This is a genomic window from Petropleomorpha daqingensis (genome assembly GCF_013408985.1).
Classification (GTDB): domain Bacteria; phylum Actinomycetota; class Actinomycetes; order Mycobacteriales; family Geodermatophilaceae; genus Petropleomorpha; species Petropleomorpha daqingensis.
In genome coordinates this window covers 2,799,109-2,820,374 of record NZ_JACBZT010000001.1, presented here as the reverse complement: position 1 = coordinate 2,820,374, position 21,266 = coordinate 2,799,109, and the positions used below count along the sequence as shown (strand labels likewise).

Genomic DNA, 21,266 nt, shown 5'->3' with positions numbered 1-21,266 from the left:
ACAAGCGGTCCGCTCACCCGCAGCGGGAGACCGCGGCCCAGAACTCGTCGGGCGCGTCGTGCTCGCTGGCCATCCCGCGCTGGGTGAGCAGCACGGCGGCCAGGTCGCGGGAGGGATCCACCCACGCGGAGGTGCCGGTGCCGCCGTCCCAGCCCCACCGGCCCGGGCTCTGCCACGGCTGCACCGCCTCGACGTCCACCCCGACGTGCAGCCCCCACGACCGGCCGGCGCCCAGGAACTCCCGCACCGGCACCCGCTGCTCGGGGGCGACGGCGTCGCGGGTCATCGCGGCCGCGGCGTCCGGCGAGAGCACCGGCCCGCCGCCGTCGGCGATCGCGCAGACGAAGGTGAGCACGTCGGGAGCGGTGCTGACCAGCCCGGTGGCCAGGCTCTCGAACCGCGGCGGCCGCGAGAAGACGCCGTCCTGACCGTCGGCCTCCTCCAGCCCGCCGTCCGCGGGCCAGTACTGCACCGCCAGCCGGGCCGGGTCCACCGCACGGAAGGCGGTGTCGGCCAGCCCGAGCGGACCGGTGACCCGTTCGGCCAGCAGCTCCCCCACCGAGCGGCCGGCCGCGCGGGCGAGCAGGACGGCGAGCACCTCGCTGCCGACGTGGTAGCCCCAGACCTCCCCGGGCTGCGCCGACAGCGGCAGCTCGGCGAGGCGCCGGAGGTACTCGTCGGGGTCCAGCAGCGGCGGGAACCCGTCCGGGCCGACGCCGCGCTCCTCCATCGCCCCGGCCAGCGGCCCGATGTCGGGCGCCCAGCCGATGCCGGAGGTGTTGGTCAGCAGGTGCCGGACGGTGATCGGCCGCTGCGCCGGCACGGTCTCCTCGAGCGGCCCGCCGCGGCGGGCGGTCACCCGCGGCGCGGCCAGCTCGGGCAGCCACCGGCCGACCTCGTCGTCCAGGCCGAGGACGCCGTCCTCGACCAGCGCGAGGGTGAGCGCACCCGCGAACGGCTTGGTCACCGAGGCGAGCCGGAACAGGGTGTCCGGCCGCATCGGGGCGTCCCCGCCGAGGGCGAGCCGGCCGCCGGCGAGCACCTCGGTGCGCCCGCCGGCCCGGATGGCGGCGACGAAGCCGGGGAGCCGGCCCGAGTCCACCTGGCCCTGCAGGACGTCGGCCACCGGCCCGAAGCGTTGCGTCATGCCGGTTCCGACCGCGACCGCGGCCGGAACTCAGCGGTCAGGAGGCGGAGGGCCCGAACCGCTCGACCCGGATGCCGTGATCGGGGACGCCGACGTCGACGAGCAGCTGGCTGGCGGCCTCGGCGAAGCGCGCCGAGCCGCACACGTAGGCGGTGCGCCCCGGCTCCCACAGCGACCTGAGCTCGTCGCCCATCAGCCGCGCGGCGGCCCGGTCGCCGTAGGGCTCGCGGGTGAGCACGATCAGGGCTCCGGCGTCCATGAGCTCCATCGCGTAGGGCAGCTCGACCAGGGTCCGGCTGGAGACGGCGATGCGCAGCAGGTCGGTCCGGCCGAGCGTGCGCGCGTGCCGGAGCATCGCCAGGAACGGCACGACCCCGCTGCCGCCGCCGACCAGCAGCGCCGGGGACTCGCCGTCCCAGACGAACCAGCCGCCGATCGGCCCGCGCACCTCCAACTGGTCGCCGGGCTGGACGACGTCGGCGAGGAACGGGGAGACCTCGCCGTCCTCGAGGCGCTCGACGAACAGCTCCACCAGCCGGTCCTCGGGGGCCGAGGCCACCGAGTAGGACCGCTGGGCGCGGTAGCCGTCCTCGGCGGTCAGCCGGACGACGTAGTGCTGACCGGGCAGGTGGTCGATCCGGTCGGGGATGTCCAGCCGCAGCTGCACCGCCCCCGGCGTCGGGTGCTCGACGCCGGCGACGGTCGCGGTCCGCCAGCCGCCGGCCGGCGCGCGCTTGGGCCCCGGGCCGAGCCCCGACCCGAGGAGCTCCGGTTCAGTCATCGCCCTGGTACCGCTGCTCGCGCCAGGGGTCGCCGCGGTCGTGGTAGCCGTTCTGCTCCCAGAAGCCGGGCTGGTCACGGGTCATCAGCGTCAGGCGGGTGACCCACTTGGCGCTCTTCCAGAAGTACAGGTGCGGCACGAGCAGCCGCACCGGCCCGCCGTGCTCGGTCGGCAGCGGCTTGCCGTCGAAGTCCCAGACCACCCACGCCTTGCCGCCGGTGACGTCCTCCAGCGGGAGGTTGGTCGTGTAGCCGGTCTTGGACGTCGCCATCACGAAGTGCGCGTCGTCGGTCGGCTGCGCCGCCTCGAGCAGCGTGTCGACGCTGACGCCGGCGAACCACGTGTCGAACTTCGACCAGGTCGTCACGCAGTGGATGGCCCCGCGGTACTCCGAGCCGGGAAGCGCGTGGGCCTCGTCCCAGGTCCACGTCGAGGGGTTGGCCACCTTGCCGTCGACGGAGATGCTCCACGTCTCCGGGGCGATGCGGGGCGTGGGCTCGGCGGTCAGCACCGGCCAGTCGGCGCCGACGTCGTACTGCCCCGGGGGCAGCCGCGGGTCGCGCTCGCGGCGGCGGCCGAAGAACCCGCGGGTGGGTGTGGTCATGGCGAGCGTCCTCCCCCGGTCGGCGGTCTCCGACCCGGTCGCACCCTATCGATCCAGGTCCAGGTAAGGCTCCCCTTACGTGCCGTTGATCACCTCGTGTTGACATGGCCGCAACCTTTCCGGCGGCTTAGCGTGAACTCTCGTGGTGACGGTGACTTCCTCGGGCCAACGGCGGACCCCGAGGGTGGCGAAGACCAACTCGGTCGCGAAGAAAGCGATCATGGCGGTCAGCGGCATCCTCCTGGTGCTGTTCCTGATCGCGCACATGGTCGGCAACCTGCACGTATTCCAGGGCCGCGCGGCGTTCAACGACTACTCGCACTGGCTGCGGACCTTCGGCGAGCCGGCGCTCGGCTACCGCTGGTTCCTCACCATCCTCGAGGCCGTCCTCGTCGTCGCCGTCGTGGCGCACATGTGGGCGGCGATCTCGCTGTGGCGGCAGGCCAAGCGAGCGCGCCCCGAGGGGTACGCGGTCAAGAAGTCGCTCACCCAGACCTACGCCTCGCGGACCATGCGCTGGGGCGGCGTGATCATCATCCTGTTCGTCGTCTACCACCTGCTGGACCTGACCTGGGGCGTCGCGAATCCCGACGGCACCGGCTCCACGCCGTACGACCGGCTGGTCGCGAGCTTCTCCAACCCGATCCCGACGATCGTCTACGTGATCGCGCTGATCACCCTCGGCTTCCACCTCCGGCACGGGATCTGGAGCGCGACGCAGACCCTGGGGCAGAGCAACAAGCGCCGGGAGAAGTCGGTCAACGCCGTCGCGATCGCGTTCTCCGTGCTGCTCATCGCCGGGTACCTCGTCGTGCCCTTCGCCGTCGTCTTCGGGCTCGTCGACTAAGGAAGTCGCTGTCTCCATGCCTCTCGATCTGTTCACCCTCGGCGACCCGATCGCCGACACCAAGGCGCCCCTCGACGTCCCGCTGCCGGACATGTGGAGCGAGCGCAAGTTCCGCGGCAAGCTGGTGAACCCGGCCAACCGCCGGCGGCTGACGGTCATCGTCGTCGGCACCGGCCTGGCCGGCGGCTCGGCCGCCGCGACGCTCGGCGAGCTGGGCTACCGGGTCAAGTCGTTCTGGTACCAGGACAGCCCGCGCCGCGCGCACAGCGTCGCCGCGCAGGGCGGCATCAACGCCGCGAAGAACTACCGCAACGACGGCGACAGCGTGCACCGGCTGTTCTACGACACGGTGAAGGGCGGGGACTTCCGCTCGCGCGAGAGCAACTCGTATCGCCTGGCCGAGGTCAGCGCGAACATCATCGACCAGGCCGTGGCGCAGGGCGTGCCGTTCGCCCGCGAGTACGGCGGCCTGCTCGACAACCGCTCCTTCGGTGGCGCGCAGGTCTCGCGCACCTTCTACGCCCGCGGCCAGACGGGCCAGCAGCTGCTCTACGGCGCCTACCAGGCCCTGGAGCGGCAGGTGGCCGCCGGCAACGTCGAGGAGCACCCGCGCACCGAGATGCTCGACCTGATCGTCGTCGACGGTCGCGCCCGCGGCATCGTCGCCCGCGACCTGGTCACCGGCGAGATCAGCACGCACTACGCCGACGCCGTCGTCCTGGCCACGGGTGGGTACGGCAACGTCTTCTACCTGTCCACCAACGCCAAGGGCTCCAACGCCACGGCGATCTGGCGGGCGCACAAGCGGGGCGCCTACTTCGGCAACCCCTGCTACACGCAGATCCACCCCACCTGCATCCCGGTCAGCGGCGACTACCAGTCCAAGCTGACGCTGATGAGCGAGTCGCTGCGCAACGACGGCCGCGTGTGGGTGCCCAAGGAGCGCGGCGACACCCGCGACCCGCGGCAGATCCCCGAGGACGAGCGGGACTACTACCTCGAGCGCATCTACCCGGCGTTCGGCAACCTGGTGCCCCGCGACATCGCCTCCCGCCAGGCCAAGAACGTCTGCGACGAGGGCCGCGGCGTCGGCCCCAACGGCCTCGGCGTCTACCTCGACTTCGCCGACGCGATGGCTCGGCTCGGCCGCAAGACCATCGAGGCCAAGTACGGCAACCTGTTCGACATGTACGCCCGGATCACCGGCGAGGACCCCTACGAGGTGCCGATGCGGGTCTACCCCGCCGTGCACTACACGATGGGCGGTCTCTGGGTCGACTACGACCTGCAGTCGACGATCCCGGGCATGTTCGTCATCGGAGAGGCGAACTTCTCCGATCAGGGCGCCAACCGCCTCGGAGCCAGCGCGCTCATGCAGGGCCTGGCCGACGGCTACTTCGTCCTGCCGGCCACCATCAGCGAGTACCTCGCGAACGGCCCGTTCCCGACCGTGGACGACGAGCACCCGGCCGCGGCGGAGGCGGTCACCGCGGTCAAGTCGCAGATCCACAAGCTGCTGTCCATCCAGGGCAACCGCAGCGTGGCCTCGTTCCACCGCGAGCTGGGCCGGATGATGTGGGACCTCTGCGGCATGGAGCGCTCCGAGGAGAGCCTGCGCAAGGCGCTGGACCGGATCCCCGAGATCCGCCAGGAGTTCTGGACCAACGTGAAGGTCGTCGGCGACTGGAGCTCGTTCAACCAGAACCTCGAGCACGCCGGCCGGGTGGCCGACTTCATCGAGCTGGCCGAGCTGATGTGCATCGACGCGCTGCACCGCTCCGAGAGCTGCGGCGGTCACTTCCGCGCCGAGAGCCAGACCCCCGAGGGCGAGGCGCTGCGCGACGACGAGAACTTCGCCTACGTGGCCGCGTGGGAGTGGACGCCCGAGGGGCAGCCGCCGGTCCTGCACCGCGAAGCCCTCGAGTTCGAGTACGTCCACCTCGCCCAGCGCAGCTACAAGTAAGCGGAGCTCCCCCACATGAACCTGACCCTGAAGATCTGGCGGCAGAAGGGCCCGTCGGTCAAGGGCAAGCTGGTCACCTACCAGGTCAGCGACATCTCCACGGACATGTCGTTCCTCGAGATGCTCGACGTGCTCAACGAGAAGCTGATCCTCGACGGTGACGACCCGGTGGCCTTCGACCACGACTGCCGCGAGGGCATCTGCGGCATGTGCGGCGTCATGATCAACGGCAAGGCGCACGGCGGTCTGCAGACCACCACCTGCCAGCTGCACATGCGCTCGTTCCAGGACGGCGACACGATCGTCATCGAGCCCTGGCGCTCGCGGGCGTTCCCGCTGATCAAGGACCTCGCCGTCGACCGGCGCTCCTTCGACCGGATCATCCAGGCCGGCGGCTACATCAGCGCCCCGACCGGCACCGCGCCCGAGGCGCACTCGGTGCCGGTGCCGAAGAAGGACGCCGACGCCGCGTTCGACGCCGCCACGTGCATCGGCTGCGGCGCCTGCGTCGCGGCCTGCCCGAACGGCTCGTCGATGCTGTTCACCGCCGCCAAGGTCACCCACCTCGGGCTCATGCCGCAGGGCCAGCCGGAGCGCGACGAGCGGGTGATCAACATGGTCGCCCAGCAGGACCGCGAGGGCTTCGGCGGGTGCACCAACATCGGCGAGTGCTCAGCGTCGTGCCCCAAGGGCATCTCAATGGAGACCATCTCCCGGCTCAACCACGACCTGCTCGGCGCCCTGCGCGCCGGCGCCCGTCCCAAGAGCTGATCGCCCGCTCCTCGGCCGAGTGAGCAGTTGCGGTCGCCCGCGCCGGCGTGTCCGCGCGTGTCGGCGACCGCAACTGCGCACTCGGCAGCGGGTGGCGCCGGGTCGGTTTGATGTGCAAACCTACTCGGTGTGACCCGTCCCTTCCCGTTCGAGACGCTGCCCGGCCGGCCGTGCCCGATCGCGGCCTCGCTGGAGCTGATCGGTGAGCGCTGGTCGCTGCTCGTCCTGCGCGAGGTGTCGCTGGGCAACCACCGGTTCAGCGAGATCGCGCGCGGCACGGGCGCGCCCCGCGACCGGCTGTCGGCCCGCCTGACCGCGCTGGTCGACGCCGGCGTGCTGGAGCGGCGGCCGTACAGCACCGCTCCCCCGCGCTCCGGCTACCACCTCACCGCGGCCGGCCGCGACCTGCTGCCGGTGCTGCAGGGCCTGCTGCAGTGGGGCAACCGCTGGCTGGCCGACGAGCCACCGGTCGAGCTGCACCACGCGCCGCCCGGGCACGCCGACCACGTGATCGACGCCGAGTGGGTCTGCCGCACCTGCGGCGAGCCGGTCTCGGCCTCCCGCGCCGAGCGGGTGCTCACCCCGGCCGGACGCCGCCTGACCGGCCTGCCCCCCGAGGAGGACGCCGTCCGTGACCGCTGAACTCGCCGCCGACGACTGGGGTCTCCCCCGGTCCCGCACGGTGACCTGGCACGACCCCGCGATCACCGCGCTGGGTGCGCTCGAGCGCTCCGGCCTGGAGACGATGCAGGCGATCCGGGACGGCGAGCTGCCCGCTCCGCCGATCGCCCATCTGATGCAGTTCGACATCGTCGACCTCGCCGAGGGCCGGGTGGAGTTCAGCTGTGTGCTCGACGAGTCGGTCTACAACCCGATCGGCGTCGTCCACGGCGGGCTGGTCTGTACGCTGCTCGACACGGTCGCCGGCTGCGCGGTGCACACCACGCTGCCGCAGGGTGTGGCCTACACGTCGATCGAGCTCAAGGTGAACTACCTGCGGGCCGTGCACGCCGGCAGCGGTCCGCTCACCGCGGTCGGCACCGTGGTCAAGCCCGGCCGCCGGGTGGCGTTCGCCGAGGGCGAGGTCCGCGACTCGGCCGGCCGCGTGGTCGCGACGGCCTCGTCGTCCCTGCTGGTCTTCCCGATCCCGGAGGCCTAGCCGGAGACGGTGGACGCTGCTTCGCGCTCGGCCAGCCAGGTGCACAGCTGCTCGGGCGGCAGGGGCCGGCTCACGTGGTACCCCTGGACGACGTCGCAGCCGAGGAAGGTCAGCGCGTCGAGCGTCCCGGCGTCCTCCACGCCCTCGGCGACGAACGCCAGGCCCAGCGCGTGGGCCAGCTGCAGCGTCGAGGTCACGATCGACTCGGCCCGCGGGCTGCCGGTCATCTCGCTGATGAAGGCGCGGTCGAGCTTGAGCTCGGTCACCGGCAGCGTGGCCAGGTAGGCGAGGCTGGAGTAGCCGGTGCCGTAGTCGTCGATGGCGACGCCCACGCCGAAGTCGCGCAGCCGGCCCAGCACGTGCTCGGCGCGCTCGCGGTCGGCCATGAGCAGGCTCTCGGTCACCTCGAGCACGAGGACGCCGGCCGGCAGGTCGTGGGCGGCGAGCAGCCGCGCGACCTCGAACGGGAAGTCCTCGTCGACCAGGTTCGACGGGCTGACGTTGACCGCGACGGTGAGCCACCGGTCCTGGTCGGCCCAGGCGCGGCACTGGGCCAGCGCCATCTCGATGACCCGCGTGGTGAGCGGCGCCATCAGCCCCGCCGACTCGGCCAGCTCGATGAACTGGTCGGGGAAGACCAGCCCCTTGACCGGGTGCTGCCAGCGCACCAGCGCCTCGACGCCCTCGACCTCGCCGGTGGAGAGGGTCAGCTTCGGCTGGTAGTGCAGCACCAGCTCGTCGCCCTCGATCGCGCGGCGCAGCTGGGCGACGTCCTCGAGCCGGTGCCGGCCCGACCCGTCGCGGGCCTCGTCGTAGACGGCGGGCCCGGTGCGGCCGCCCTTCGAGGAATACATCGCCAGGTCGGCCAGCTGCAGCAGCTCCTCGGCGCTGCCGGCGTGCCCGGGGCCGATGGCGATGCCGATGCTGGCGTCGACGGTCAGCCCCATCCCGCCGAAGCGGAACGGCCGCTGCAGCTCGCGGCGCAGCCGGGCGGCCAGCGCGAGCGCGTCCTCGGCGTCCAGGTCCTCGGCCACGACGACGAACTCGTCGCCACCGAGGCGGGCGAGCAGGTCGCTGCTGCGCAGCTGACCGGCCAGCCGGGGGCCGACCTGGCGGAGCACCGCGTCGCCGGCCGCGTGGCCGAGCGAGTCGTTGATCTCCTTGAACCGGTCGAGGTCGATGATCAGGACGGCGACCGCCGTCCCGGCCGCGAGTTTCTCGTCGGCCGCACGCAGGGCCTCGTACACGGTCCGCCGGTTGCCCAGCCCGGTCAGCTCGTCGGTGCGCGCCTGCCGGCGGCTGTCGGCCAGGGCCCGCACGTCGCGGAAGGTCAGCGCGGTCCGTGCCAGCGCGGCCAGGACGGCGCCGAGCGCCAGCCCGCCGGCGACCGGGTCGCCGCCCTGCTGGTAGCCGTGGAAGAGCAGGCCGAGCGCGGCGAAGGCGCAGGCAGCAGGGACGACGAGCACCGTCATGCCCTCGGGCCGCAGTGCCGGCTCGGTCCGGGGCGCGATGCACGCGGCGACGCCGAGGCACACCAGGGCCAGCCCGTACGCGACGTCGAGCGAGCCGACCACGTACCCGCCGTGCACGACGCCGTAGGCCATGACCGTGTCTGCCACCGCGAACACCGCCAGGCCGCCGGCGAGCCACCACCAGCAGCCGCCCGCGCCGCGGCCGAGGATGACCAGGCCACCGCAGACCAGCACCATGAGCAGCACGTCGGCGATGGGGTAGGCCGCGGTGGCCAGGACGACCGAGATGCTGCCCCCGGTCAGCTGCAGCGAGGCGCCGAGCGCCAGCGCGGCCGCGAACGCCGCCGCGGTGAGCCCGGTGACCAGTCCGTCGAGCAGCATCCCGGCGCTCAGCCGCCGCACCCGCGCCTTGAGCAGGCGCACCAGGGCCAGCCAGGTGAGCGGGTAGAAGGCCAAGAACCCGGGGTCGCACCACGAGGGGCGCGGCAGCGCGGCGGGGTCGTGGTAGACGAGGTGCCAGACGAGGGACCCGGCGAAGTAGGCCGCCACGCCGGCGGCGAGCAGCAGCCAGGACGTGCGGTCGGTCGCGCTCGCCCGCGCGCGCAGGACGAGGACGACGGTGAGACCGGCCAGGAACACCGACTGCCCACCGCCGGCCGCCACCGCGAGCACGCCGGAGACCCCGAAGACCGTCGCCCCGAGGGCGACCAGGTACAGGGCGCCGACCGCGGCCGCGACGAGGCGCACGGGACGCAGGGACCGGGCCGTCGCCCGATCCCGCTCCCGTGCAGCGACGCCGTACCGCACCGAGACCATGACCTCCCATCGGACGGTTCCCCCGCGACCTTCAGCTCTCTACTCGCCGAGACGCGCGGATCTCCCTCTCCGGGGGGAGAGCGCTCAATTCGTGATCTTGACCTGCCGATGGTGGATGGACGACCAGAGAGGAGGGAGCGGGCGTGGCAAGGGACAGGGCGGGAACACCAGGCGGCCGGCGCGGACCCGCGGCGATCGCCGGCTCCGTGATCGGGATCAGCGCGGCGCTGCTCGCCGTCGCCGTCCTCGTCGGTGTGCCCTACGCCCGGAACGCCGCGTACCTCCTCCACCCCGCGCCGCCCTGGTGGCTGCTGGCACTGGCGTTCGCGGCCACCGAGGCGTGCGTGCTGCACGTGCAGATCCGCCGCGAGACGCGCAGCATCTCCCTCAGCGAGATCCCCCTGGTGCTCGGCCTGTTCCTCACCGCGCCGCTCACCCTGCTGGTGGCTCGCCTGCTCGGCACCACCGCCGCACTCGTCGCCGTGCGCCGGCAGCCGCCGCTCAAGGTGTTGTTCAACCTCGCGCTCGCGGCGACAGAGACGGCCCTGGCGGTGGCCGTGTTCAGCGCCCTCGCCCCGGCAGCGCCCGGACCGGGGCCGGCGAGCTGGCTCGCCGCCTACGCCGCGGCCTTCGCCGGCAGCACCCTGGACGTCCTCATGGTCGGGCTGATCATCGCGCTGCACGACGGGACCCGGCCACCGCGCACCCTGGTGCGCGAGATCATGGTCCAGCCCGTCCCGCTCCTGGCCGTCACGGTCGCCCTGGTCGGTGTCGTGAGCCTGGCGGCCTCGGCGACCACTGCCTGGCTGCTCGCCGGCGTCAGCGGCCTGCTCCTGCTCGCCTTCCGCGCCTACGCCACCGTGTCCGACCGCCATCTCCACCTCGATCGCCTCTACCGGTTCAGCCAGTCGCTGGGCCAGGAGACCGAGATCGGCCAGGTGATGGCCACCGTCCTCGGCGAGGCCCGCGAGGTGCTGCACGCCGAGCGCGCTTCCGCTGCGTTCGTGGCCGCCGACGGCGGCATCGTCGCCCGCGTCCGGCTCGGTCCGGGGGCGGAGACGTCCCGCTCCGAGGACCGGGCCACCGACGCGGACGCCTGGGTCCTCGAGTCCGTCGTGGGCGGGGGGCCGCTGGTCATGCCGCGCGCGACCCGCGATCCCCGCGCCCGGGGCTGGCTCGATCAGTACGGGATGCGCGACGCCCTCGCCGTACCGCTTGCCGGCGCGGCCGGGATCACCGGTGTCCTGGTCGTCGCCGACCGGCTCGGCGACGTCAGGACCTTCGGCCCCGAGGACGCCGTGCTGCTCGAGACGGTGGCGAACCATGCCGCCCTGGCCCTGCGCAACGGTGAGCTCATCGGGCAGCTGCGCCACGACGCCGCGCACGACGCGCTCACAGGGTTGCCGAACCGCCGTGCCTTCCAGGCGGCGCTCGGCGGCGCGCTGGAGCAGGTGGCCGACGGCAACGCACCCGGGGCCGCGGTCCTGATCGCAGATCTGGACGACTTCCAGGAGGTCAACGACGCGCTCGGGCACCAGCAGGGCGACCGGCTGCTGGTGGAGATCAGCGATCGGCTGGCCGCGGAACTCGGCGAGGAGGGTGTTGTCGGGCGCCTGAACGGTGACGAGTTCGCCGTCCTGGTGCCGGCGACCGCGGACGAGGAGGACGTGCTCGCCATCGCCCGCCGGCTGCTCCGCGTCGTCGAGCGACCGGTCCTTCTCGACGGTCAGGAGGTCGCCGTCGGCGCGGCGGTCGGGATCGCGCTCGCGCCTCGGCACACGACCGACGCCGCCGTGCTCCTCAAACGCGCGGAGCGGGCGATGCACGAGGCGAAGGCCTCCTCGCGCCAGATCCGGGTCTACGAGGCCGGGCTCGGCCACGAGGGTCCGCGGCGGCTGACGCTCGCGGCGGACCTGCGGGTCGCGCTGCGTGAACGCACCCTCGCGGTCCACGTCCAGCCGCAGGCGGAGCCGGGCACCGGTGCCGTCCTGAGCGCCGAGGCCCTGGTCCGCTGGAGCCATCCCGAGCTGGGTCCGGTCTCCCCCGAGGAGTTCATCCCGATCGCCGAGCGCAACGGCCTGATCGGCGAGCTGACCGGCCAGGTCCTCGACGGCGCCCTCGCGGCCAGCGCCCGGTGGCGCGCTGCCGGGCAGGACCTCGGCATCGCCGTGAACCTGTCCGCCCGCAGCCTCCTGGACGACGACCTCGTCGACTCGGTTGCCCGCGCCCTGCACCGCCACGGCGTCCCGCCCGCGCGGTTGACCCTGGAGGTCACCGAGAGCTCGGTCATGTCCGACCCGGCCCGCGCCGTCGCCGTCCTGCACGAGCTGCGCGACCTCGGCGTCCGGCTGTCGGTGGACGACTTCGGCACCGGGTACTCGTCGCTGTCCTACCTCAAGCGGCTGCCGGTCCAGGAGGTCAAGATCGACCGGAGCTTCGTGATCGGCTTGCGCGAGCAGGGCGACGACGTCGGCATCGTCCGGGCCATCGTCGACCTCGGCCGGCACCTCGGGCTGGAGGTCGTCGCCGAGGGCGTCGAGGACGGCGACACGCAGACCGTGCTCTCCGGCATGGGCTGCGACCTCATCCAGGGATACCACCTGGGCCGTCCGATGCCCGCCGAGGAGTTCCTGCCCTGGCTCGCCGCCCGCGCCGCCGCGGCGCGCCCGCAGCGGCTGAGCCTCGCCTAGGGCGACCCCAGCACTGCGCCCCCGTCCCGGGGCCCGGATCCCGGAACGGGGGCGCAGCCGCCTCGAGGGCCGGCCTCAGGCGGCGACCGGCGCGGCCTCGAGGACCGGAGCCGGGCGGTGCCGGCCGGCGGAGCGGCTCGGCAGCAGCAGGTAGCCGGCGTACGCGGCGGTCAGCGCGCCGGTGGTCACGAACGCGCCGGCCAGCCCGATCGCCATGACCAGCGGGGCGGCGACGAGCGAGCCGCCGACGATCCCGGCGATGGCGGCGGGCAGGGCGATCCCGTACGCCCGGGCGAAGACCTCCTCGTCGAGGTCGCGCTGCAGCGCGGTCTCGGCGAGCACCTCGACCAGGGCGGCACCGGCACCGCCGACGACCGACCAGACCAGCAGCCCGGCCAGGCACGGGGTGACCGCCATCAGCGCGGCGGGCGCGGCCACCGCGAGGAGCGCCAGCACCAGGGTGCGGCGGGGGTGGCTGCTGCGCGCGGCGCGGCTGGTGAGCGTCGTCCCGACGATCCCGCCGATGCCCAGGCCGGCCAGCACGTAGCCGTAGCCGGCGTCGCCGAGGCCGAGGGAGCGGCTGAGCAGGAGCAGCAGGACGGTCTGCATGCCGTAGACGACGCTGCAGATCACGTCGGCGCCGACCAGCCGCACGGCCACCGGGTGCTCGCGCAGGGCGCGGACGCCGGTGGCGACGTCGGCCAGGACGCTCTGCCGCTCGCCGGTGGCGGACGGGGCGAACACGGGGCCGGGGGGAATGGAGAGGACGAGGATCGCCGAGAGCGCGAAGCTGCCGGCGTTGAGGATGAAGGCGGCGGCCGGCTCGCCCAGCAGCAGCAGGACGGCGCCGACGACGGGGCCGGCGGCGATGGCCGCCATGCCCACCGCGGAGCGGGCGGCGTTGGCGCCGGGCAGGTCGGCGTCGGGCACCAGCCGCGGGGTGGTGGCGGCGGTGCAGGGGCCGTACGGCGCGGCGGCGGCGGTGGCGGCCGCGGCCAGCACGGGAGCGAGCACCACGGGCAGGTCGGTCAGCGCGACGGCGGTGAGGCCGAGCATGCACAGCACCCGGACGACGTCGGAGGCGACCATGACCTTCTGCCGGTCGAACCGGTCGGCCAGGACGCCGCCGAGCGGGCCGAGGACGACGACCGGCAGCACGCGGACGGCGGTGGTGACGGCGACCCAGGCCGCGCTGTGCGTGCGCTCGAAGACGAAGGCGAGCAGGGCCACGTTGTAGAGCCAGTCCCCCGCCTGCGAGATCGCCAGGGCGGCGAGCAGGCGGCGGAAGGGGCGGGAGCGGAGGGCGCCGCGGATGGTGCCCTCGGGGGAGGTCACGGCCGGGTCCCGGCGGTGATCGCGGGGCCGACGACGATCCAGCGGGCCTTGCACAGCACCTCGACCTCGGTCGGGGCGGCGGTCAGGGGGCCGATCCACTTGCCCTTGCACAGGATCTCGACGTTCACGGGGACCTCCGGGTCGGTTGCGCTTCGTCCGATGAGGAAAGGGTTCCGCTGAGGACCCGGGTCCCGGATCGGCCGACCGTCCGGTCCTGGACCGGTCGGCTACCTCATATCCGGACGGTCCGGGACCGCCGGACCGCCTTATGCCTGTGAGTCGAGACGATCCCGGCCCGATGAGGTGCCTCAGAAGGCCCCTGACGTGCCACGATCGCGGCCGTGTCGGACGTCGTCAGCCCTGTGCTGGTCGGCCGCGAACGGGAGCTCTCGCGGATCAGGGCCACCGTCGACCGGACGGCGAGCGGGGAGCCGGGCGTCGTCCTGGTCGCCGGCGAGGCGGGTGTCGGCAAGAGCCGCCTGATCGAGACGGCGCTGGACGGCCGCACCGACGTCCGGGTGCTGGCCGGCGGCTGCATCGAGCTGGGCGGCGAGGGCCTGCCCCTGGTGCCGCTGGTCGACGCCCTGCGCACCCTGGCCCGCACCACCGCGCCGCCCGATCTCGACCGGTTCCTCGGGCCGGCCCGGCCCGAGCTCGGCCGGCTGCTGCCCGAGCTGACCACTCTGGACGCCGCCCCGGCGCCGGCCGGCAGCACCGGGCAGCTGTTCGAGCTGGTCCTGGGCGTGCTCGGGCGGATCGGCGCCGACCGCCCGCTCGTGCTCGTGGTCGAGGACCTGCACTGGGCCGACCGCTCCACGCTCGACCTGATCGCCTTCCTCGTCCGCACCCTGCACGGTCTGCCGGTCCTGCTGCTGCTCACCTACCGCTCCGACGAGGTCGACCGGCGCTCGCCGCTGCGACCGCTGCTGTCCTCCTGGGAGCGGGCGCGCGGCGTCGAGCGCATCCAGCTGGAGCGGTTCACGCGTCCCGAGGTCGGGGCCCAGATCAGCGCCATCCTGGGTTCTGCCGCCGATCCCGCCATGGTCGACCTGGTCTTCGAGCGCTCGGAGGGCAACCCGTTCTTCGTCGAGGAGCTGCTGCGCACCCTGCGGGAGGGCGCCTCGGCCGATGAGCTGCCGCCGTCCCTGCGCGACGTGCTGCTCTCCCGGGCCGAGCGGGTCTCCGATCCCGTCCAGCGGTTGCTGCGCACCGCCGCGGTCGCCGGGCGCTGGGTGCCGGAGCGGCTGCTCGCCGAGGTCGCCGCGGTGCCACCGGCGGAGCGGTACGAAGCGTTGCGCGAGGCGGTGGACGCCTCCCTGCTCGTCGTCGACGGCGCCGGTCGCGGCTACGCCTTCCGGCACGCGCTGACACGGGACGCCGTCTACCAGGACCTGCTGCCCGGCGAGCGGGTCGACCTCCACACCGCGTACGCCGAGGCGCTCGACCGCGACCCCACCCTCGCCGGGGACGACGTCTCGGTGTCGGCGACGCTCGCCGTCCACTGGTACGCCGCGCACGACCTGCCCCGGGCCCTGGCCGCCTCGGTCCGCGCCGGCCGCGAGGCGCTCGCGGCCTACGCACCGGCCGAGGCACGGCAGCACCTGGAACGGGCGCTCGAGGTGTGGCGCGGCGTCCCCTCCCCGGAGGCGTGCGCCGGCACCGACAAGGTGGAGATCCTCCGACTGGCCGCACGGGCGTCCTTCCACGGCGGCGACCCGCATCGAGCGCTGCCGCTGCTGCAGCAGGCCTCGGAGCTCGTCGATCCCGCGGCCGATCCCGAGCGGGCCGCGCTCATCGTCGAGCAGCAGGCGTTCACCCTGCGGATGCTCGGTGAGGACGGGGCCAGCCTCACCGCACTGGAAGGCGCCCTGGACGCGCTTCCGGAGACGCCCAGCCGCGCCCGGGCCACGCTGCTCTCCTCCCTGGCGAACACGCTGCTGCGGCTCGGCGAGGAACGGGCGGCCGACGTCGCGCGCGCCGCGATCGAGGTGTCGAAGGCGGTGGGCGCGCGGGCGGAGCTGGCCAGCGCCCTGGTCAGCCTCGGCAGCGCCCTGAGCTACCTCGACGACGCCGACGAGGGCGAGGCCGCCCTCCGCGAGGGACTGCAGCTGGCGCTCGAGACCGGCGACGTCGACAACGCGCTGCGCGGCTACGTCAACCTCTCCGACGCCCTCGAGGCGCACGGCAAGCACGCCGCGGCCGCCGAGGCGGCTCGTACGGGGATCGAGGTGGCCCGACGGGTCGGCCAGTACCGCACCTTCGGCGTCTTCCTGCGCGGCAACCTGGTCGAGCCGCTCGTGCGCGTCGGGGACTGGGCCGAGGCGGAGACGCTGGCACGCGAGGACCTCGGGGCCGGCCTGTCCGGTGTCTTCGCCGCATCGCTGCTGGAGCTGCTCGGCTACCTGGCCGTGAGCAAGGGCTCCCCCGACGAGGCGCGGGACTGCGTGCGGCAGAGCCGGCGACACCTGGGCGAGAGCCGCGAGCCGCAGTTCACCCACGCGCTGGCCTACCTCGAGGCCGACGCCGCCCGGCAGCACGGCGACCTCGCCGCCGCGGCCGCGCTGGTCACCACCGGGATGGCCGAGCTCAGCGCCTGGTCCACCCGCTACGCGTGGCCCCTCATGTGGCTGGGCGCGCGCGTCGAAGCCGACGTCGCCACCCTCGCCCGCGACCGCAACGAGCCGCCGCCGGTGCCCTTCATGGACGCCGTCCCCCACCCGGAGGAGGCCGCCCGGTTCCTGCCGGCCGCAGCCGCGTACCGCGCCATGACCGACGCCGAGGTCCTCCGGCGCGACGCTCGGCCGGCCGTCGCCGCCTGGGAGGCCGCGGTCCGGGCGTGGGAATCCGCCGCTGACGCCTGGCCGATGGCCTACGCCCGGTTCCGACTCGGCGAGGCGCTGTGCGCGGAGGGGCGTCGCGACGAGGCCACCGAGCCGCTGCGCGCGGCGAGCCGCAGCGCCGCCGTCCTCGGCGCCCGGCCCCTCCTGGACGACGTCCGGGCCCTTGCCCGCCGGGCACGGGTGCCGCTGGAGGAACAGGCGGCTCCTGAACCGGACGAGGCCGGTGCTCCGTTCGCGCTCACCGATCGCGAACGGGAGGTGCTGGCGCTGGTCGCGGCCGGCCGTTCCAACGGGCAGATCGCCGCGGAGCTGTTCATCAGCCCGAAGACCGCCAGCGTGCACGTCTCGAACATCCTGGCCAAGCTCGGCGTCGGCGGGCGGGTGGAGGCGGCCGGCGTCGCCCACCGGCTCGGCCTGGTCCCGCCGTCGTGAGAGGAGAGCCGGTGTCCGGTGTCGTCAGCCCGGTCCTGGTGGGCCGGGACAAGGAGCTCGTCCGCCTGCGCGCGGCCGTCGACCGCACCGTGGCCGGCGAGGCCGGCGTGCTGCTGGTCGGCGGTGAGGCCGGCGTCGGCAAGAGCCGGCTCATCGAGACCGCGCTCGACGGCCGGGACGACGTCCGGGTGCTCACCGGCGGCTGCATCGAGCTGGGCGGCGAGGGCCTGCCGCTGGTGCCGCTGGTCGACGCGCTGCGCACCCTCGCCCGGACGACGCCGGCGGTCGACCTCGACCGGATCCTCGGCCCGGCCCGCCCCGAGCTGGCCCGGCTGCTGCCCGAGCTCGCCGGCGGCGACGGCCCCCCGGCCCTGGCCGGCAGCACCGCCCAGCTGTTCGAGCTGGTCCTCGGCGTGCTGGGCCGCATCGGTGCCGACCGCCCGCTGGTCCTGGTCGTCGAGGACCTGCACTGGGCCGACCGCTCCACGCTCGACCTGGTCGCCTTCCTCGTGCGCACGCTGCAGGGGCTGCCGGTGCTGCTCGTGGTCACCTACCGCTCCGACGAGGTGGACCGCCGCTCCCCGCTGCGGCCGCTGCTGTCCACCTGGGAGCGGATGCGCGAGGTCGAGCAGCTGCAGCTGCCCCGGTTCAGCCGCACCGAGGTGGCCAGCCAGGTCGCCGCCATCAACGGGGCCCGTCCGGACGGGGAGCTGGTCGACCTGGTCTTCGACCGGTCCGGGGGCAACGCGTTCTTCGTCGAGGAGGTGCTGCGCTCGCTGCGCGAGGGCGCCTCGGCCGACGACGTCGCGCCGTCGCTGCGGGACGTGCTGCTGGCCCGCGTGGAACGGCTCTCCCGGCCCGCGCAGCGGCTGCTCCAGGTGGCCGCGGTCGCCGGTCGCTGGGTGCCGGAACCGCTGCTGGCCGAGGTGGCCGGCGGCGGCGAGGACGAGTTCTTCGACGCGCTGCGGGAGCCGGTCGACGCCTCGCTGCTGATCGTCGACGACACCGGCCGCGGGTACGCCTTCCGGCACGCCCTCACCCGCGACGCCGTGTACCAGGACCTGCTGCCGGGGCAGCGGGTCAAGCTGCACACCGCCTACGCCCAGGCCCTCGACCGCGACCCGACCCTGGCGGGCGAGGACTCCTCGGTGTCGGCGACGCTGGCGGTGCACTGGTACGCCGCGCACGACCTGCCGCGGGCGCTGGCCGCCTCGGTGCGCGCCGGCCGCGACGCCATGGCCGCCTTCGCGCCGGCCGAGGCGCAGCGGCACTTCGAGCGCGCGCTGGAGGTCTGGGACAGCGTGCCCGACGTCGAGGCCTGGGCCGGGACCGACCAGGTCGACGTCCTGCGGCTGGCCGCCCAGGCCGCGCGGGACAGCGGCGACTCCTCCCGCGCGCTGTCGCTGCTGGAGCAGGCGCTGGAGCAGACAGACCGCACCACCGAGCCCGAACGGGCGGCGCTCATCGTCGAGCAGCGGGCGAACACGCTGCGGGTGCAGGGGGCCGACGTCGCCGGCACCACGGAGCTGGAGACCGCGCTGACCTGGCTGCCCGCCGGGCCCAGCGCGGTGCGGGCGACCGTGCTGGCCTCGCTCGCGCACGGGCTGCAGCGGCTGGGCGATCCACGCGTCGCCGGAGCTGCCCGCGCCGCGCTGGAGGCGGCCCGGGCCGTCGGCGCGCGGGCGGAGGAGGCCAGCGCGTTGATCACTCTCGGCGGCACGGTGAGCTACCTGGAGGACGCCGCCGAGGGCGAGGCCGCGCTCCGCGAGGGGCTGCGGATCGCCCTCGAGATCGGCGACAACGACAAGGCGCTGCGCGGCTACGCGAACCTCTCCGACGCCCTCGAGACGCGCGGCAAGCACCAGCAGGCCGCCGAGGCCGCCCGCAGCGGGCTCGAGCTCGCCCGGCGCGTGGGTGTCGTCCGGACGTTCGGCGCCTTCCTCGCGGGCAACCTCATCGAGCCGCTGGTCCGGCTCGGCGAGTGGGACGAGGCCGCGGAGCTCGCCCACGAGCACCTGGCCACCGGCGTCGGCGACATCTTCGCCGCGTCGCTGCTGGAGCTGCTCGGCTACATGGCGGCCTCGCGCGGTGCGGTCGGCGACGCCCTGGACTGCATGAAGCGGGCGCGGCGCAACCTCAGCGAGTCCGGCGACCCGCAGTTCACCCACGCGCTGGCCTACATCGAGGCCGACGTGAACCGGGCGCGCGGCGACCTGGCCGGCGCGGTCGGGGTCGTCGCCGAGGCGCTCGGGCAGTCCAGCGCGTGGTCGGTCCGCTACATGTGGCCGCTGATCTGGCTCGGCGCCCGCATCGAGGCCGACGCCGCCACCCGGGCCCGCGACCTGGGCGACGCCCTCTCCGAGACGCCGCTCCCCGTGCCGGCGCTGCCGGAGTCGACCGTGAGCTTCTCCCCCGCGGCGACCGCCTACGACGTGATGGCCGCCGCCGAGCGCCTGCGCCGGGACGGCGAGCCGACGGTGGCCGCGTGGCGCGAGGCGGTGACCGCCTGGGAGGCCGCCGGCGACGCGTGGCCGCTGACCTACGCGCGCTTCCGGCTCGGCGAGGCCCTCTGCGCCGACGGCGGCCGGGAGGAGGCGGTCGAGCCGCTGCGCGCGGCCGCCCGCAGCGCCGCGTCGCTGCGGGCGCAACCGGTGCTCGACGACGTCCAGGCCCTGGCCCGGCGGGCCCGGCTGGCGCTGGACGAGCGTGGTGCCGCCCCCGTCGCCGAGCAGGTGGCCTCCCCGTTCGCCCTCACCGACCGCGAGCGCGAGGTGCTCACCCTGGTGGCCGCGGGCCGCTCCAACGGCCAGATCGCCGCCGAGCTGTTCATCAGCCCGAAGACCGCCAGCGTCCACGTCTCGAACATCCTGGCCAAGCTCGGCGTCGGCGGGCGGGTCGAGGCGGCCGCGGTCGCCCACCGGCTGGGCCTGATCCCGCCGGCCTGAGGAGAGGAGGACCCCGTGGCCACCTGGGACGACGTCCGCCGGATCTGCCTGGCGCTGCCGGAGACCGCCGAGATCACGAACGGCTGGGGCCAGCTGTCCTGGCAGGTGCGCGGCAAGGGCTTCGTGTGGGACCGGCCGCTGCGGCAGCGGGACCTGGCCGAGCTCGGCGACGCCGCGCCGACCGGGCCGGTGCTCGCCGCGTACCTGCCCGACGAGGGCGCGAAGCGCGCGCTCATCGCCGACGACCCCGCCGTCTTCTTCACCATCCACCACTTCGACGGCTATCCCGCCGTCCTGGCCCGCCTCGACCTGCTCGACGAGGCGACGCTGACCGAGCTGGCCGGCGAGGCGTGGGCCTGCCGCGCGCCGAAGAAGCTCCTCGCCCAGCACCGGGACCCCTGATGGACGTCCGGCTGATCACCCCGGACGGCGCCCGGCAGGCCAAGCCCGGCGACCTCGTCGACCTGCTCGTCGACGCCGACGGCGTGCTCTGGGTGGACATCCCGCAGGACGACCCGGACGCCGTCCGCGTGCTGACCGAGGTGTTCTGCTTCCACCCCAAGGCGGTCACCGACGCCGTCTCCCGCAGCCCGGTGCCGAAGGTGCACCTCTACGCCGACCACGCCTTCGTCGTGCTGCACGCCCCCGAGCCGGGCACCGGCGGGCACATCCACTTCGTCGAGCTCGACCTGTTCGTCTCGGCGCGCTACGTCGTCACCGTGCACGGACCGGTCAACCCGGCCGTCCCGCAGGAGGCGACCCGGGTCGAGACCGACGCCGTCGCCGCCCGCGTCGACGCCGGCCGGTTCCGCCCGACGACCGGCTACGAGCTGTCGACGGCGATCGTCGGGGCGCTGACCGGCCGGATGCGCGACCACCTCGCCGTCCGGACGACCGACGTGTGGCGATTCGAGCAGCAGGTGACCGCCGGGGAGCTCGGGGACGCCGAGCGGTTCCTCGACGGCATGTTCCGGGTGCGGCACGGCCTGCTCAGCGTGCGGACGATGGCCGCGCAGAGCGCCGAGGTCTACGGCCGGATGCACGCCCGGGAGGTGTTCGGCCCGGAGCACCAGCGGCTGCTCGAGGACAACGAGGACCAGTTCCGCCGGATCGCCACGATGGCCCACAGCCAGGAGGACTACCTGCAGGGCGTGATCGAGTTCTACCAGACCCGCACCAACACGAAGATGACGATCGCGGCCGAGCGGCTGGCAGTCATCGCCGCGGTCACGCTGCCGGTCACCGCGTTGTCGTCGGTGCTGGGCATGAACGTGATCGTCAACCAGACCACGCACTGGACGGCGCTGATCGTCCTGCTCGCGGTCATGCTCGTCCTGTCGGTGCTGCTCCTCGTGTGGGCCAAACGCCACGGCTGGTGGTGACCACGGCAGAAGTCGCGACTTCTGCCGTCTCCCGGCTTGCGGAGATCTTGCGGTTTTCGCGCGGGAGGGCTGCGGTGCGCAC

General features: G+C 74.2%; 16 protein-coding genes. 10 read left to right on the top strand and 6 right to left on the bottom strand.

What is annotated here, in order from left to right; genetic code table 11:
• Positions 1-13: 13 nt before the first annotated feature.
• Genes GGQ55_RS13795 through GGQ55_RS13785 form a run of 3 tightly spaced genes read right to left on the bottom strand, consistent with a single transcriptional unit; the run spans position 14 to position 2,532 of the window.
• Positions 14-1,147 (bottom strand): serine hydrolase domain-containing protein, encoded by a 1,134-nt coding sequence (locus GGQ55_RS13795; protein WP_179717583.1) that lies wholly within the window; start codon positions 1,145-1,147, stop codon positions 14-16.
• A gap of 37 nt (positions 1,148-1,184) precedes the next feature.
• Complete coding sequence (locus GGQ55_RS13790) at positions 1,185-1,928, bottom strand: FAD-binding oxidoreductase (RefSeq protein ID WP_179717581.1); 744 nt, start codon at positions 1,926-1,928, stop codon at positions 1,185-1,187.
• On the bottom strand, positions 1,921-2,532 hold the full coding sequence (locus GGQ55_RS13785) for a sulfite oxidase-like oxidoreductase (protein WP_179717580.1): 612 nt from the start codon (positions 2,530-2,532) through the stop codon (positions 1,921-1,923). The genes GGQ55_RS13790 and GGQ55_RS13785 overlap by 8 nt, the downstream gene beginning before the upstream one ends.
• A gap of 184 nt (positions 2,533-2,716) precedes the next feature.
• Between GGQ55_RS13785 and GGQ55_RS13780 the strand changes: the two genes are divergently transcribed.
• The 5 genes from GGQ55_RS13780 to GGQ55_RS13760 all read left to right on the top strand — a co-directional run bounded on the left by GGQ55_RS13780 (position 2,717) and on the right by GGQ55_RS13760 (position 7,272).
• Complete coding sequence (locus GGQ55_RS13780; protein WP_366489279.1) at positions 2,717-3,379, top strand: succinate dehydrogenase cytochrome b subunit; 663 nt, start codon at positions 2,717-2,719, stop codon at positions 3,377-3,379.
• A 16-nt stretch (positions 3,380-3,395) separates the two neighbouring features.
• Positions 3,396-5,342: a fumarate reductase/succinate dehydrogenase flavoprotein subunit gene (locus GGQ55_RS13775; protein ID WP_179717578.1), complete on the top strand. Its 1,947-nt coding sequence runs from the start codon at positions 3,396-3,398 to the stop codon at positions 5,340-5,342.
• A 15-nt stretch (positions 5,343-5,357) separates the two neighbouring features.
• Positions 5,358-6,113 (top strand): succinate dehydrogenase/fumarate reductase iron-sulfur subunit, encoded by a 756-nt coding sequence (locus GGQ55_RS13770; protein WP_179717576.1) that lies wholly within the window; start codon positions 5,358-5,360, stop codon positions 6,111-6,113.
• Between the two features lie 129 nt (positions 6,114-6,242).
• Positions 6,243-6,755 (top strand): winged helix-turn-helix transcriptional regulator, encoded by a 513-nt coding sequence (locus GGQ55_RS13765; protein ID WP_179717573.1) that lies wholly within the window; start codon positions 6,243-6,245, stop codon positions 6,753-6,755.
• The gene (locus GGQ55_RS13760; protein ID WP_179717572.1) at positions 6,745-7,272 is read left to right on the top strand and encodes a PaaI family thioesterase; all 528 of its coding nucleotides are present in this window, start codon (positions 6,745-6,747) and stop codon (positions 7,270-7,272) included. Before GGQ55_RS13765 ends, GGQ55_RS13760 begins: the two co-directional genes overlap by 11 nt.
• On the opposite strand, the gene GGQ55_RS13755 is transcribed toward GGQ55_RS13760, so the two are convergent.
• Entirely contained in the window at positions 7,269-9,491 is a 2,223-nt protein-coding gene (locus tag GGQ55_RS13755) for a putative bifunctional diguanylate cyclase/phosphodiesterase (protein WP_179717570.1), read from the bottom strand. The genes GGQ55_RS13760 and GGQ55_RS13755 overlap by 4 nt on opposite strands.
• Before the next feature lie 212 nt (positions 9,492-9,703).
• On the opposite strand from GGQ55_RS13755, the gene GGQ55_RS13750 reads away from it, so the two are divergent.
• Entirely contained in the window at positions 9,704-12,250 is a 2,547-nt protein-coding gene (locus tag GGQ55_RS13750) for a putative bifunctional diguanylate cyclase/phosphodiesterase (protein ID WP_179717568.1), read from the top strand.
• A 75-nt stretch (positions 12,251-12,325) separates the two neighbouring features.
• On the opposite strand, the gene GGQ55_RS13745 is transcribed toward GGQ55_RS13750, so the two are convergent.
• Both GGQ55_RS13745 and GGQ55_RS27815 read right to left on the bottom strand, forming a co-directional pair.
• Positions 12,326-13,585, bottom strand: a complete 1,260-nt coding sequence (locus tag GGQ55_RS13745) for an MFS transporter (protein WP_179717566.1) — start codon at positions 13,583-13,585, stop codon at positions 12,326-12,328.
• The gene (locus tag GGQ55_RS27815; RefSeq protein WP_281371303.1) at positions 13,582-13,713 is read right to left on the bottom strand and encodes a hypothetical protein; all 132 of its coding nucleotides are present in this window, start codon (positions 13,711-13,713) and stop codon (positions 13,582-13,584) included. Before GGQ55_RS27815 ends, GGQ55_RS13745 begins: the two co-directional genes overlap by 4 nt.
• Before the next feature lie 213 nt (positions 13,714-13,926).
• On the opposite strand from GGQ55_RS27815, the gene GGQ55_RS27810 reads away from it, so the two are divergent.
• From GGQ55_RS27810 to GGQ55_RS13725, 4 genes are read left to right on the top strand one after another with little or no spacing between them, the layout of a single operon-like run.
• On the top strand, positions 13,927-16,857 hold the full coding sequence (locus tag GGQ55_RS27810; RefSeq protein WP_179717564.1) for a helix-turn-helix transcriptional regulator: 2,931 nt from the start codon (positions 13,927-13,929) through the stop codon (positions 16,855-16,857).
• A gap of 11 nt (positions 16,858-16,868) precedes the next feature.
• On the top strand, positions 16,869-19,802 hold the full coding sequence (locus tag GGQ55_RS27805; RefSeq protein ID WP_179717562.1) for a helix-turn-helix transcriptional regulator: 2,934 nt from the start codon (positions 16,869-16,871) through the stop codon (positions 19,800-19,802).
• Between the two features lie 15 nt (positions 19,803-19,817).
• Complete coding sequence (locus GGQ55_RS13730) at positions 19,818-20,204, top strand: MmcQ/YjbR family DNA-binding protein (protein ID WP_179717560.1); 387 nt, start codon at positions 19,818-19,820, stop codon at positions 20,202-20,204.
• A complete protein-coding gene (locus tag GGQ55_RS13725; RefSeq protein ID WP_179717558.1) occupies positions 20,204-21,184 on the top strand; it encodes a CorA family divalent cation transporter in 981 nt (326 codons plus the stop codon). The genes GGQ55_RS13730 and GGQ55_RS13725 overlap by 1 nt, the downstream gene beginning before the upstream one ends.
• Positions 21,185-21,266 lie beyond the last annotated feature (82 nt).

Coding starts and splice junctions, on each gene's coding strand:
- GGQ55_RS13775 (WP_179717578.1), top strand. CDS start 3,396: ATGCCTCTCGATCTGTTCACCCTCGGCGACCCGATCGCCGACACCAAG.
- GGQ55_RS13770 (WP_179717576.1), top strand. CDS start 5,358: ATGAACCTGACCCTGAAGATCTGGCGGCAGAAGGGCCCGTCGGTCAAG.
- GGQ55_RS13725 (WP_179717558.1), top strand. CDS start 20,204: ATGGACGTCCGGCTGATCACCCCGGACGGCGCCCGGCAGGCCAAGCCC.
- GGQ55_RS13790 (WP_179717581.1), bottom strand. CDS start 1,928: ATGACTGAACCGGAGCTCCTCGGGTCGGGGCTCGGCCCGGGGCCCAAG.
- GGQ55_RS13785 (WP_179717580.1), bottom strand. CDS start 2,532: ATGACCACACCCACCCGCGGGTTCTTCGGCCGCCGCCGCGAGCGCGAC.
- GGQ55_RS13795 (WP_179717583.1), bottom strand. CDS start 1,147: ATGACGCAACGCTTCGGGCCGGTGGCCGACGTCCTGCAGGGCCAGGTG.